This is a genomic window from Streptomyces sp. NPDC059668 (assembly GCF_042734135.1).
Taxonomy (GTDB): domain Bacteria; phylum Actinomycetota; class Actinomycetes; order Streptomycetales; family Streptomycetaceae; genus Streptomyces.
Genome location: NZ_JBHWEL010000060.1, coordinates 1 through 14,366, shown reverse-complemented (window position 1 = coordinate 14,366; position 14,366 = coordinate 1). Strand labels below are relative to the sequence as shown.

The 14,366-nt window shown below is 69.4% G+C and carries 8 protein-coding genes; 4 read left to right on the top strand and 4 right to left on the bottom strand.

The window, feature by feature from the left end; all coding sequences use genetic code 11:
- Nucleotides 1-171: 171 nt before the first annotated feature.
- The 4 genes from ACFV2J_RS31865 to ACFV2J_RS31850 form a co-directional block, all read right to left on the bottom strand.
- Nucleotides 172-1,788, bottom strand: coding sequence for an FAD-dependent oxidoreductase (locus tag ACFV2J_RS31865; RefSeq protein WP_385088809.1), 1,617 nt, complete (start codon nucleotides 1,786-1,788; stop codon nucleotides 172-174).
- 16 nt (nucleotides 1,789-1,804) lie between these two features.
- The gene (gene glpK / locus ACFV2J_RS31860) at nucleotides 1,805-3,343 is read right to left on the bottom strand and encodes a glycerol kinase GlpK (RefSeq protein ID WP_385088807.1); all 1,539 of its coding nucleotides are present in this window, start codon (nucleotides 3,341-3,343) and stop codon (nucleotides 1,805-1,807) included.
- Between the two features lie 160 nt (nucleotides 3,344-3,503).
- Nucleotides 3,504-4,292, bottom strand: coding sequence for an MIP/aquaporin family protein (locus tag ACFV2J_RS31855; protein ID WP_385088805.1), 789 nt, complete (start codon nucleotides 4,290-4,292; stop codon nucleotides 3,504-3,506).
- A 761-nt stretch (nucleotides 4,293-5,053) separates the two neighbouring features.
- Entirely contained in the window at nucleotides 5,054-5,818 is a 765-nt protein-coding gene (locus tag ACFV2J_RS31850) for an IclR family transcriptional regulator (protein WP_385088803.1), read from the bottom strand.
- Between the two features lie 270 nt (nucleotides 5,819-6,088).
- Here ACFV2J_RS31850 and metH point away from each other — a divergent pair, with 270 nt between their 5' ends.
- The 4 genes from metH (at nucleotide 6,089) to ACFV2J_RS31830 (ending at nucleotide 14,179) form a co-directional block, all read left to right on the top strand.
- Nucleotides 6,089-9,619 carry a methionine synthase gene (gene metH / locus ACFV2J_RS31845; RefSeq protein ID WP_385088801.1) on the top strand — a complete coding sequence of 1,177 codons (3,531 nt, stop codon included), beginning with the start codon at nucleotides 6,089-6,091 and terminating at the stop codon, nucleotides 9,617-9,619.
- A gap of 138 nt (nucleotides 9,620-9,757) precedes the next feature.
- Nucleotides 9,758-10,459, top strand: a complete 702-nt coding sequence (locus ACFV2J_RS31840) for an HAD family hydrolase (RefSeq protein WP_385088799.1) — start codon at nucleotides 9,758-9,760, stop codon at nucleotides 10,457-10,459.
- Nucleotides 10,460-10,905: 446 nt separating this feature from the next.
- Nucleotides 10,906-12,513, top strand: a complete 1,608-nt coding sequence (locus tag ACFV2J_RS31835; RefSeq protein WP_385088797.1) for an ABC transporter substrate-binding protein — start codon at nucleotides 10,906-10,908, stop codon at nucleotides 12,511-12,513.
- 82 nt (nucleotides 12,514-12,595) lie between these two features.
- Nucleotides 12,596-14,179: an ABC transporter substrate-binding protein gene (locus ACFV2J_RS31830; protein ID WP_385088795.1), complete on the top strand. Its 1,584-nt coding sequence runs from the start codon at nucleotides 12,596-12,598 to the stop codon at nucleotides 14,177-14,179.
- The last annotated feature ends 187 nt before the right edge of the window (nucleotides 14,180-14,366 follow it).

The window sequence follows — 14,366 nt, the reverse complement described above, 5'->3', positions numbered from 1 at the left end:
GAGGCGCTGCGGCGGAGCACCGAGATCACGTCGTCGGAGGAGTCGCGGGCCGGCCAGGTTCGCCACAACGGGGGCGGCGGGGGCGGCGCCCCCGGTGGGCCCCCCCCCTTCCGCGGGGTACGGACCGTTCCTCGAACCGCTGGTGCCGTCCGGGGAACCGGTGGGTCCGGTCTACTTCTTGTCGAGCAGATCCTGCACCTTGGCGCGGACCTCGTCGGTGGCGAGACCGCGGATCGTCAGCGTCGTACGGCGCCGCAGCACGTCGTCCGCCGTCTCCGCCCACTCGTGGTCCCGGGCCCACACGACCTGCGCCCAGATCTCGGGGGCGTCCGGGTGGACGCGCTCGCCGAGCGCCGCGTCCTCGTTCGCCAGGCGCGCGATGTCGAAGGCCAGCGAACCGTAGTGCGTCGCGAGGTGCCTCGCGGTGTCGGCCCCCATGCGCGGGCCGGGTGCCGGGCCGTCGACGAGCAGCCGGTGGGCGACCGCGCGCGGGTTGGCGACACCGGGCAGCGGCAGCTTCTTCGGCAGGGCGGAGATCGGCTCGAAGTCCTCGCCCAGCGGGTGGCCCGGCAGCGACTCCAGCTTCTTCATGACCGTACGGCCGATGTGCCGGAACGTGGTCCACTTGCCGCCCGCGACGGAGAGCATGCCGCCACGGCCCTCGGTCACGACCGTCTCGCGCTTCGCCTTCGAGGTGTCACCGGGGCCGCCGGGCAGCACCCGCAGGCCGGCGAAGGAGTACGTGATCAGATCGCGGGAGAGCTGCTGGTCGCGGATGGAGAACGCGGCCTCGTCGAGGATCTGGGCTATGTCCTTCTCGTTGACCGCGACCTCGCCCGGGTCCCCCTCGTACTCCTCGTCGGTGGTGCCGAGCAGCAGCATGTCCTCCCAGGGGAGGGCGAAGGTGATGCGGTACTTGTCGATCGGGGTCGCCAGCGCGGCCTTCCAGGGGGAGGTGCGCTTGAGGACCAGGTGCGCGCCCTTGGACAGGCGGATGGACGGCGCGGCGTTCGCGTCCTCCAGCCGGCGCAGGTGGTCGACCCAGGGGCCGGTGGCGTTGAGGACGAGGCGCGCGTCGACGCCGAACTCGGTGCCGTCCGTGCGGTCCTTCAGCTCCGCTCCCGTGACCCGGCCCCGGGTGAAGCGCAGACCGGTCACCTCGGCGTGGTTGAGGACCACCGCGCCCGACTCGACGGCCGCGCGGACGGTCATCAGGGCCATCCGCGAGTCGTTCATCTGGTCGTCGCCGTACACCGCGACGGCCTTCAGGTTGTCGGTGCGCAGCTCCGGCACGTCCTGCGCCGCCTTGGACGGGCTCAGCAGGTGCCCCACGCCGTCGCCGAACGCGGAGAGCGCCGAGTACGCGAACACACCGGCTCCGAGCTTCGCCGCGCCGTGCGGCCCGCCCTTGTACACGGGGAGGTAGAACGTGAGCGGGTTCGCCAGGTGGGGGGCCACCTGGCGGGAGACCGCACGGCGCTCGAAGTGGTTCTCCGCCACCAGCTTCACCGCGCCGGTCTGCAGGTAGCGCAGACCGCCGTGGAGAAGCTTGGAGGAGGCGGAGGAGGTGGCGCCGGCGAAGTCACCGGCGTCGACCAGGGCCACCCGCAGACCGGACTGCGCGGCGTGCCAGGCGGTGGAGATGCCCAGGATGCCGCCGCCGATCACGAGAAGGTCGTACGTCGCCTTGGAGAGTTGCTCCCGGGTCTCGGCCCGGCTCGGGTTCGAGCCGGAGGCCGGGTGCGTACCGAGGGCAGGCACGGACTGCAGGGTGGGCTGGCTGGTCATTGCGGGTTCTTACTCCTCAGTTCTCGTCTTCGATCCAGCCCATGGTCCGCTCGACGGCCTTGAGCCAGCTCTTGTACTCACGGTCGCGGACGTCCGCGTCCATGTTGGGGGTCCACTCCGCGGCCCGGCGCCAGTTGGCGCGCAGGTCCTCGGTGTTGGACCAGAAGCCGACGGCGAGGCCGGCGGCGTAGGCGGCGCCGAGGCAGGTGGTCTCGGCGACCATCGGGCGCACCACGGGTGCGTCGAGGAAGTCGGCGAGGGTCTGCATCAGCAGGTTGTTGGAGGTCATGCCGCCGTCGACCTTGAGGGCCGTGAGCTCGACGCCGGAGTCCTTCGTCATGGCGTCGGTGATCTCGCGGGTCTGCCAGGCGGTGGCCTCCAGGACGGCGCGGGCGATGTGCGCCTTGGTGACGTACCGGGTCAGACCGGCGATCACACCGCGGGCGTCGGAACGCCAGTACGGGGCGAACAGGCCGGAGAACGCCGGTACGAAGTAGGCGCCGCCGTTGTCCTCGACCGACGACGCGAGCGTCTCGATCTCGGCGGCGGACTTGATCAGGCCCATCTGGTCGCGCATCCACTGCACCAGCGAACCGGTGACGGCGATGGAGCCCTCGAGGGCGTACACCGGAGCCTGGTCGCCGATGCGGTAGCCGACGGTGGTCAGCAGGCCCGAGTACGAGTTGATGATCTTGTCGCCGGTGTTCATCAGCATGAACGTGCCGGTGCCGTACGTGGACTTGGCCTCGCCCTCGGAGAAGCAGGTCTGGCCGAACAGGGCCGCCTGCTGGTCGCCGAGCGCGGAGGCGACCGGGATGCCGCCGAGCAGCTCGCCGAGCGGGCCTCCGGTGACCTCGCCGTAGACCTCGGCGGAGGAGCGGATCTCGGGGAGCATCGCCAGCGGGACGCCGATGGACTCGGCGATCTTCTCGTCCCACTCCAGGGTGTGGAGGTTCATCAGCATGGTGCGGGAGGCGTTGGTGACGTCGGTCACGTGGTGGCCGCCGTCGACACCGCCCGTCAGGTTCCAGATGACCCAGGTGTCCATCGTGCCGAAGAGGATGTCCCCGGCCTCGGCGCGCTCGCGCAGGCCCTCGACGTTGTCGAGCAGCCAGCGGGCCTTGGGGCCGGCGAAGTACGACGCGAGCGGCAGGCCGGTCTCGCGGCGGAAGCGGTCCTGGCCGACGTTGCGGCCGAGCTCCCGGCAGAGCGCGTCGGTGCGGGTGTCCTGCCAGACGATGGCGTTGTGGACGGGCTCGCCGGTGTTCTTGTCCCACAGCAGCGTGGTCTCACGCTGGTTGGTGATGCCGATCGCCTTGATGTCGTCGCGGGTGATGCCGGCCTTCTCGATGGCCCCGGCGACGACCTCCTGGACGTTGGTCCAGATCTCGGTGGCGTCGTGCTCGACCCAGCCCGGCTTCGGGAAGATCTGCTCGTGCTCCTTCTGGTCGACGGAGACGATGCGGCCGTCGCGGTCGAAGACGATGCAGCGGGACGAGGTGGTGCCCTGGTCGATCGCGGCGATGAAGGGGCCGGCGGTGTGTGCGTCGGTCACGGTGTGCTCCTGAAGGTTCCGAAGGTAAGGGCGGTGTCTACGTGTTTACGTCGCGCTGCTCTGGAGGTGCGGTAAGCGGTGCTTCGGGCGTGCCTCGAGGTGTTCGGCTCTTCGGCGGTGCTCCTGGGCGGTGTTCCCGAGCGGTGCTTCGGCGATGCTCCTAAGCGAAGGCGACGTTGTAGAGGCCTGCGGCGATCGCGCCGCCGATCAGCGGACCGACGACCGGGACCCAGGCGTAGCTCCAGTCGGAACCACCCTTGTTCGGGAGGGGGAGCAGGGCGTGCACGATGCGCGGACCGAGGTCACGGGCCGGGTTGATCGCGTAGCCGGTGGGGCCACCGAGGGAGAGACCGATCGAGACGACCACGAGGGCGGTGATCAGCGCGCCGAGGGGGCCGAGGCCGTTGCCCTTGTCGTTCAGACCCTGGGTGAGGACCGCGAGGACCAGCACGACGGTGCCGATGATCTCCGTGGCGAGGTTCTGCACCGCGTTACGGATCTCGGGGCCGGTGGAGAAGATGCCGAGCACCGGGCCGGCGGCCTGCTCCTCGGCCTCGACGGCCTTGGCGGCGCGCTGCTCGTCGGTACCGACGATCTCGGGGTCGGTCAGGTGAACCCGGAACTGTCCGTAGTACACGACCCAGACCAGCGTGGCACCGATCATGGCGCCCAGCAACTGGCCGCCCCAGTACACCGGCAGGTTGTCCCAGCCGCCGTCCTTGATGGTCAGCGCCAGCGTCACGGCCGGGTTCAGGTGCGCGCCCGACAGCGGCGCGGAGGTGTAGACGGCCGTGAGGACCGCGAAACCCCACCCGAAGGCGATGGCGAGCCAGCCGGCGTTACGGGCCTTGGAGGCCTTCAGCGTGACGGCGGCGCAGACGCCACCACCGAGCAGGATGAGTATGGCGGTACCTATGGTCTCGCCGATGAAGATGTCGGAGCTGGACACCCGCGACTCCTTTGTCCTTCGTCCAGGAAGCCGAACCCCGGGTCCCTCCGGTGGTTCGCGCCCTCGGGGGTGAGGGCGATGACGGCCGCTGGCACTGCCACACCCTAACGCTTTTGTCGTCAGGTGTTCGACAATGTCGACCGATGGACGGGAGTCTTGCTCCGGTGTCAGCAGCTCGTCAAGGGTTCCGTTATCGAAAACACGATCGTTATTGATTGCTGTGAGCTATCGATCTTCGGGCGGCAGCGCATCGCACGCGAACGGGTACGTCGCGTGTGTGAGGGGCGCGTTCCGGGCGGCTGCGGGAGCGTGCTCCGCGGCGGTACGAGGCGCCTTCCGGCGGGAGGTCGGGGCGCGCGTTCCCCGGGGGCGGGCGGGCGCGTGCGAAAGGCCGGTACGTCGGTGACGTACCGGCCTCGTGACGCAGGGGCCGCGCGGGCGGGCGTACGGGACTACCCGGGCCGGCGCGCGGACATTCGCGCGCCCGGCGCCGGTAGATGTCGGAACTGCCCGTCGCCGACGGACGCCCAGAACCGCCCGGCGCCGACAGGCACTGGATCCGCCCGGCGCCGACAGACGCTGGATCCGCCCGGCGCAGGTAGACGTCGGAACCGCCCGGCGTCGACGGACGTCGGAACCGCCCGGCGTCGACACACGCCCGGAACTGCCCGGCGCCGGCAGACGCTGGATCCGCCCGGCGCAGGCAGATGTCGGAACCGTCCCGGCCGGCAGGCGCCGGAACCGCCCGGCGCCGGCTGTCGTCAGAAGCGCCCGGCGCCCAGGTCCCGCGACACCGCGCGGGCGCAGTCGCGCACCGCCGCGATCAGGTCGGGGCGCAGTTCCCCGTCCTTGCAGACCCGCTCCACGGCCCCGGTGATGCCCACCGCGCCGACCGGCATCCGCCGCCGGTTGTGGATCGGGGCCGCGACCGAGGCGACGCCCGTCCAGGTCTCCTCGACGTCGTCCGCGTACCCGCGGGCCCTGGTCAGGTCGAGGACCCCTTCGAACTGCTCCAGCGCACTGACCGTCCGGGCCGTGAACTCGTTGCGCTCGGCCTCCAGGACCTCGCTGTGCGCCACCGGGTCGTACGCCGACAGGACCTTGCCCAGCGCCGTGGAGTGCAGCGGCTGCATGGCCCCGACCTCCAGCACCTGGCGGCTGTCGTCGGGCCGGAACACGTGGTGCACGATCAGCACCCCCTGTTGGTGCAGCACCCCCAGGTAGACGCTCTCCCCGCTGGAACGGGCCAGGTCGTCGGTCCACACCAGCGCCCGTGCCCGCAGTTCGTGCACGTCCAGGTAGGTGGTCCCGAGCCGCAGCAGTTCGGCGCCGAGCTGGTAGCGCCCGGAGACGGTGTCCTGCTCGACGAAGCCCTCCTGCTGAAGGGTGCGCAGTATGCCGTGGGCCGTGCCCTTGGCCAGGCCCAGCGACGAGGCGATGTCGGACAGGCCGAGCTGTCGCTCGCCGCCCGCGAGCAAGCGCAGCATCGCCGCCGCCCGTTCGAGCGACTGGATGTTCCGTGCCATCGCCGTGCTGCCTCCGTTCCCCTTCGGCCGTCGGCGGGCGCTGCGCTGCCGCCGTTCGGCAATGTCGAACACTACCGTTCGTTGACGAGCTCTCGCTAATAGGTGGTCGCGAGATGTCTCGTCTGTCTTAACACCCCGGTCGCCTTCACCACGCGCGTCCGTCCTCTGGACGCCGCCGACCCTCCGGCGGTGCTCCGGGCTACCCTGACGGCGTGCGCCTTCCATGGGAAGCGCAAAGCCGACAGCCGTCGCACTCCAGGGAGCACCTTCATGGCTTCGTTGCCGAACCCGTCCCCTTCGTCCGAGCTCGCCGAGAACCGGACCCGTATCGCCGCCCTGCGCGAGGCACTCGCCGGCCGTGTCGTGGTGGCCGACGGCGCGATGGGCACGATGCTGCAGGCGCAGGACCCGACGCTCGAGGACTTCGAGAACCTCGAAGGCTGCAACGAGATCCTGAACCTCACCCGCCCCGACATCGTCCGTTCGGTCCATGAGGCCTATTTCGATGTGGGCGTCGACTGTGTCGAGACGAACACCTTCGGGGCGAACCACTCCGCCATGGCCGAGTACGACATCGCCGACCGAGTCCTCGAACTGTCCGAGGCGGGAGCCCGGATCGCCCGCGAGGTCGCGGACGACTTCGCCTCCCGCGACGGCCGCCGTCGCTGGGTCCTCGGCTCCATCGGCCCCGGCACCAAGCTGCCGACCCTCGGTCACGTCGCCTACGGCACTCTGCGCGACGGCTTCCAGGCCAACGCCGAGGGGCTGATCGCGGGCGGCGCGGACGCGCTGATCGTCGAGACCACCCAGGACCTGCTCCAGACCAAGGCCTCGCTGCTGGGCGCCCGCCGCGCCATGGAGGCGCTGGGACTCGACCTGCCGCTGCTGTGCTCCATGGCGTTCGAGACGACCGGCACCATGCTGCTCGGCTCCGAGATCGGCGCCGCGCTCACCGCGCTGGAGCCGCTCGGCATCGACATGATCGGCCTGAACTGCTCGACCGGCCCCGCCGAGATGAGCGAACACCTGCGCTACCTCACCCGGCACTCCCGCATCCCGCTGCTCTGCATGCCGAACGCCGGTCTGCCGGTCCTGACCAAGGACGGCGCGCACTTCCCGCTCGACCCCGTGGGTCTCGCCGACGCGCAGGAGAACTTCGTCCGCGACTACGGCCTGTCCCTGGTCGGCGGCTGCTGCGGTACGACGCCCGAGCACCTGCGCCGGCTCGTGGAGCGCGTCAACGGGGTGACGCCCTCCGAGCGTCACCCCCAGCCCGAGCCCGGCGCCGCCTCCCTCTACCAGACCGTGCCCTTCCGCCAGGACACCGCGTACATGGCGATCGGCGAGCGCACCAACGCCAACGGTTCGAAGAAGTTCCGTGAGGCGATGCTCGCGGCCCGCTGGGACGACTGCGTGGAGATGGCCCGCGACCAGATCCGCGAGGGCGCCCACATGCTCGACCTCTGCGTCGACTACGTCGGCCGGGACGGCGTCGCGGACATGGAGGAACTCGCCGGACGCTTCGCCACCGCCTCGACACTGCCGATCGTCCTCGACTCGACCGAGGTCGAGGTCATCCGCGCGGGCCTGGAGAAGCTCGGCGGCCGGGCCGTCATCAACTCCGTCAACTACGAGGACGGCGACGGCCCCGAGTCGCGCTTCGCGAAGGTGACCGGTCTCGCCCGCGAGCACGGCGCCGCGCTGATCGCGCTGACCATCGACGAGGAGGGCCAGGCCCGTACCGTCGAGCACAAGGTCGCCATCGCCGAGCGGCTGATCGAGGACCTGACGACCAACTGGGGCATCCACGAGTCCGACATCCTCATCGACACCCTGACCTTCACCATCTGCACCGGTCAGGAGGAGTCCCGCAAGGACGGCATCGCGACGATCGAGGCGATCCGCGAGCTGAAGCGCCGCCGCCCCGACGTCCAGACCACACTGGGCCTGTCGAACATCTCCTTCGGCCTCAACCCGGCGGCCCGCGTCCTGCTCAACTCGGTCTTCCTCGACGAGTGCGTCAAGGCGGGCCTCGACTCCGCGATCGTGCACGCGAGCAAGATCCTGCCCATCGCCCGCTTCGACGAGGAGCAGGTCACCACCGCCCTCGACCTCATCCACGACCGGCGCGCCGAGGGGTACGACCCGCTTCAGAAGCTGATGGCGCTGTTCGAGGGCGCCACCACCAAGTCGCTGAAGGCGGGCAGGGCCGAGGAACTCGCCGCGCTGCCGCTGGACGAACGGCTCAAGCGGCGCATCATCGACGGCGAGAAGAACGGCCTGGAGGACGACCTCGCCGAGGCCCTCCAGGACCGCCCCGCCCTCGACATCGTCAACGAGACGCTGCTCGACGGCATGAAGGTGGTCGGCGAGCTGTTCGGCTCCGGCCAGATGCAGTTGCCGTTCGTGCTCCAGTCCGCCGAGGTCATGAAGTCCGCGGTGGCCTTCCTCGAACCGCACATGGAGAAGTCGGACGCCGAGGGCAAGGGCACCATCGTCCTGGCCACCGTGCGCGGGGACGTCCACGACATCGGCAAGAACCTCGTCGACATCATCCTGTCCAACAACGGCTACAACGTCGTCAACCTCGGCATCAAGCAGCCGGTCTCCGCGATCCTGGACGCCGCCGAGGAGCACCGGGCCGACGTCATCGGCATGTCCGGCCTGCTGGTCAAGTCCACGGTGATCATGAAGGAGAACCTGGAGGAGCTCAACCAGCGCGGGCTGTCCGCCGACTACCCGGTCATCCTCGGCGGCGCCGCCCTGACCAGGGCGTACGTCGAACAGGACCTGTACGAGATCTACGAGGGCGAGGTCCGCTACGCCCGCGACGCGTTCGAGGGCCTGCGCCTGATGGACGCGCTGATCGGGGTCAAGCGGGGCGTGCCCGGGGCCGTGCTGCCGGAGTTGAAGCAGCGCCGGGTACGGGCCGCCGCCGCGCCGGCCGTGACCGAGGAGCGCCCGGAGGAGGGGCACGTCCGCTCCGACGTCGCCGTCGACAACCCCGTCCCCACGCCGCCGTTCCGGGGCACCCGTGTCATCAAGGGCATCCAGCTCAAGGAGTACGCGTCCTGGCTGGACGAGGGCGCCCTGTTCAAGGGCCAGTGGGGCCTCAAGCAGGCCCGTACGGGCGAGGGACCGACGTACGAGGAGCTCGTCGAGACCGAGGGTCGCCCCCGGCTGCGCGGCCTCCTGGACAAGCTCCAGACCGACAACCTGCTCGAAGCGGCCGTCGTCTACGGGTACTTCCCCTGCGTGTCCAAGGACGACGACCTGATCCTGCTGGACGAGCAGGGCAACGAACGGACCCGGTTCACCTTCCCGCGCCAGCGCCGCGGACGGCGGCTGTGTCTGGCCGACTTCTTCCGGCCCGAGGAGTCCGGCGAGACCGATGTCGTCGGCCTCCAGGTCGTCACCGTCGGCTCCCGGATCGGCGAGGAGACCGCCAAGCTCTTCGAGTCCAACTCCTACCGCGACTACCTCGAACTGCACGGCCTGTCCGTGCAGTTGGCGGAGGCGCTCGCCGAGTACTGGCACGCCCGCGTCCGTTCGGAGCTCGGCTTCGCGGGGGAGGACCCGGCGGCCGTCGAGGACATGTTCGCCCTCAAGTACCGGGGGGCCCGCTTCTCCCTCGGTTACGGCGCCTGCCCCGACCTGGAGGACCGGGCGAAGATCGCCGAGCTCCTGGAGCCCGAGCGCATCGGCGTCCACCTCTCCGAGGAGTTCCAGCTGCACCCCGAGCAGTCCACGGACGCCATCGTGATCCACCACCCGGAGGCGAAGTACTTCAACGCCCGCTAGGGCGTGCCACGCGCCGCCGGGGTGTCGAGAGGCACTCCGGTCACGGGAGACGTACACTGGTCGGTCCACCGCAGGCCGGTCGCCCCTTGCTCCTCGAAGGGTGACCGGCCTGATCGTCCCCCAAGGAGGTGCGCCAGGATGACCAGCACGGTCCCCGCGCTCGGTACCCGTACGGCCGAAGGCTCCGCACTGCAAGCCGTACTCCTCGACATGGACGGCACCCTGGTGGACACCGAGGGCTTCTGGTGGGACGTCGAGGTCGAGATCTTCAGGACGCTCGGGCACACCCTCGACGACTCCTGGCGCCAGGTGGTCGTCGGCGGCCCCATGAGCCGCAGCGCCAACTTCCTGATCGAGGCCACCGGAGCCGACATCACCTTCGACGAGCTCTCGGTGCTGCTGAACGACGGCTTCGAGCGCCGTATCGGCGTGACCCTGCCGCTGATGCCGGGCGCGGCCCGGCTCCTCGCGGAGCTCGCGGCGCACAGGATTCCCACCGCTCTGGTCTCCGCCTCGCACCGGCGCATCATCGACCGCATCCTGGCCTCGCTCGGCCCCCAGTACTTCTCGCTGACCGTCGCGGGCGACGAGGTCGAGCGGACGAAGCCGTTCCCCGACCCGTATCTGCTGGCGGCCGCCGGTCTCGGCGCGGATCCGGCCCGGTGCGCGGTCATCGAGGACACCGCCACCGGCGTCGCGGCCGCGGAGGCGGCGGGCTGCCAGGTGGTTGCCGTACCCTCGATCGCGCCCATCGCCTCCGCGGCCCGGCGCACGGTCGTGACCTCACTGGAAGAGGTCGATCTGGCCTTTCTGCGCGGGCTGATGACGGAAATGCGCTAGCCGTTCACCCAGCGTGCGCCATCCGAATCCCCGGATTGCCGCGGGGTGTCCGCGGGTAAGCGGAACGGAGCCGTCGTGGGCAATTCGATCTGCGGGCGGATGGCCGAATTCCGGTACGTGCCCGCCAAGTTGGCCGTGTGATGTTCGTCACGTGACAGAGGGTCGACAGGGGCGTCGCCGTGTGCCGTTGTCCCCTTTTCGGGGGTGATCGGGACGTCCTTGTGTCCCGATTGGTGGAACGCTGCACGAATCCTTCCGCTGTCGGGTTATCGGTGCGTCCGCGCCCGGTTTCGCAGCGTGATGGGAACTCAACTCCGGTCTCCGTGAGGTGTCCTGGCGGTGCGGACTAATGTCATCGCGAGAACCTCGCCATAACCCCCGTGACTCGCCCGCACCACCCCTGTATGGCGTGTACATGGACACGACAGCTCTGGAGAAACTCGAGCATGAACCGCAAGACTTTGGTGCTGCCGGCCGTTGTGGGCCTGCTCGCCCCGGTGCTCGCCGCGTGTGGCGGTTCCGACAGCGGGGGCAACAGCGGCGATGCGATCGTCATCGGCACCACGGACGGGTTCACCGCATCGAAGGATGCCCCGGCTCCTTTTGACCCGGCGTACGCGTACGACGTCGGTACCTGGAACGTCCTGCGTCAGACGGTGCAGACGCTGATGGTCCAGCCCCGTGGTGACGGCGATCCGCAGCCCGAAGCCGCCGAGAGCTGCGGTTTCACCGACTCCGGCAACGAGCGCTACGCGTGCAAGCTGCGTGAGGGCCTGAAGTTCGCGAGCGGTGACCCGATCACCGCCAAGGACGTGAAGTTCTCGATCGACCGCGCGATGGCGATCAAGGCCGACAGCGGTGTGTTCGCGCTGCTGTCCACCGTCGACACCGTCGAGGCGCAGGGCGACCGTGAGGTGATCTTCCACCTCAAGAGCGCGGACGCGACCTTCCCGTTCAAGCTGTCGACCCCGGTCGCCGGCATCGTGAACCCCAAGGACTACGACAAGGGCAAGCTGCGCGACGGGTTCCAGGTCGACGGCTCCGGCCCGTACACCCTTGAGGCCGACGTCAAGAACGACGCGGCGGTCAAGATGGTCTTCACCAAGAACCCGAACTACAAGGGTCTGCTGAAGCCGAAGAACAACAAGGTCGAGATGCGGTCCTTCGACAGCGCGGACGCCATGGGTGCCGCGCTCGACAAGGGCGACATCGACCTGATGACCCGTTCGATGACGCCGGAGCAGATCAAGAAGCTCGGCAACCTCGGCACGGACAGCAACATCGACCTCGTCGAGATGCCCGGTCTCGAGATCCGCTACCTCGGCTTCAACACCGACGACCCGTCGGTGAAGAGCAAGGCCGTCCGCCAGGCGATGGCCGAGGTCATCAACCGCGGCGAGCTGGTCTCCAAGGTGTACGGCTCGCAGGCCGAGCCGCTGTACTCGCTCGTCCCGGCCACCATCACCGGCCACTCGAACTCGTTCTTCAACAAGTACGGCGACCCGAGCGCGGCCAGGGCCACCACGACGCTGTCCAAGGCCGGCATCACCACGCCGGTGAAGCTCACCCTGCACTACACGACCGACCACTACGGTACGGCCACCAAGCAGGAGTTCGAGGTGCTGAAGCAGCAGCTCAACGCGACCGGCCTGTTCCAGGTCGACGTCAAGGGCACGCCCTGGGAGACGTTCCGTCCGGCCGAGCAGAAGGGCAAGTACCAGGTCTACGGCATGGGCTGGTTCCCCGACTTCCCGGACGCCGACAACTACCTGGCGCCGTTCCTCGACAAGGACAACACGCTCGGCTCCCCCTACGTGAACGCCCGGATCCGCGGCACGCTGATCCCGGACTCGCGTCGTGAGGCCGACCGTCTCACCGCGTCGAAGAGCCTCACGGAGATACAGAACACAGTGGCCGAGGACGTGCCGATCCTGCCGCTGTGGCAGGGTAAGCAGTACATCGCCGCGCGGGACGACATCACGGGTGCCGAGTGGGCCCTCAACTCCTCCTCGACGCTTCAGCTGTGGGAGCTCGGTCGCGGCGTGGGCGGCTGACCGGTCCTCAGGAGCGTCGGCCGCCCCGGACCGGCGTCCGCCGGACCGGCGCTCCAGAGAACCAATGACAAGGCACCTCCTCGTGAACATGCGCAACCAATGGCCAGTCCTGTCCGTCGCGACGGGGCTGGCCATCGGCCTGCTCGCAGGCTGCGGCTCGGAAACGGGCGGCACCGGGAGCACCGGCGCCTCCCTCGTGATCGGGATGTCCGACGACGTCCTGGCCACCGACCCGGCGTCCGGGTACGACCCCGGGTCCTGGCTGTTGTTCGACAACGTCTTCCAGTCCCTGCTGAGCTTCTCCAACGGCGCCACGGAACCCTCGCCCGAAGCCGCCAAGGAGTGCTCCTTCTCGGGCACCGGGACCACGGTCTACACCTGCACCCTCAGGGACGGCCTGAAGTTCAGCAACGGTGACCCGCTCACCTCGAAGGACGTCAAGTTCTCCTTCGACCGCACGCTGAACATCGCCGACCCCAGCGGTCCCGCCGTCATGTTCCCCATGCTCGACACGGTGCGGGCCCCGGACGCGAAGACGGTCGTCTTCAAGCTCAAGTACCCCGACGCCACCTTCCCGAGCAAGATAGCCTCCGGCGCCGGCTCGATCGTGGACCACCGGCAGTACGCCGGGAACGCGCTGCGCCGGGACCAGCGGGCGGTCGGCTCGGGCCCGTACAAGCTGGACTCCTTCGGCAAGGACCAGGCCGTCTTCTCGGTCAACGGCAGCTACCGGGGCAACGCCGAGGTGAAGAACTCCGGTGTCACGCTGAGGTTCTTCCACGACGACCAGGACGCCCTCAGGACGGCGGTGCTCGACCACCGGATCGACGTCGCCTACCGGGGTCTGGCCGCCGACGGCATCGCGGACATCACCAACGACACCTCCACCGGCAAGGGCGTCGACGTCGTCGAGGGCAGCAGCGCCGAGGTGCAGCACCTGGTCTTCAACATGGACGACCCGGTGGCCGGCAAGCTCGGAGTGCGCAAGGCCATCGCCCATCTGCTCGACCGCGGCGCCCTGGTCAACAAGGTCTACAAGGGCACGGCGACGCCGCTCTACTCGATCATCCCCGCCGGGATCACGGGCCACGACACGGCCTTCTCCGACACGTACGGAGACCGCCCGTCGAAGAAGGCGGCCGCCGCGGCGCTCAAGGACGAGGGCATCACCGGCAAGGTCGCCCTGACGCTCTGGTCGACCCCGTCGCGCTACGGCCCCGCCACCGACCAGGAGTTCAGGGCGATCGCCCAGCAGCTCAACGCCAGCGGCCTGTTCCACGCGACCGTGAAGTCCGTCCCGTTCGACCAGTACGAGAAGGACATCGCCCGCGGCAGGTACGGCGTCTACGTGAAGGGCTGGGTGCCCGACTACCCGGACCCGGACAACTTCACGGCCCCCTTCTTCGGCAAGGGCAACGTACTGCGGAACAACTACACCAACAGCACCGTCACCGGCGGTCTCATCCCGAAGACGGCCGCCCAGAGCAATCGCTCCGCCACCCTGACCGAGTTCCACAAGCTCCAGGGCATCGTGGCCGAGCAGATCCCGGTCATCCCGGTCTGGCAGGCCAAGCAGTACGCGGTCGCGCGCGACAACGTCTACGGGCTGGAGAACTGCCTCGACTCCTCGACCGTGTTCCGGTTCTGGGAGATCAGCAAGGACTGAGCGGGTCCGTACGCGTACGCCCGTACACACCCGCATACGACCGTGGGGGCGGGGGCCCCCGGGGGGGCAAGATGCGTCAAACGGCGCAGCTGTGTCCGGTGGCCGACCTCCGCCTCCCGCGGGCCCCGCGGCGCGCCGTGGCTGTGGTGTATGCCGTGTCCGAACGACAGGTGACGGACGTCGGCGC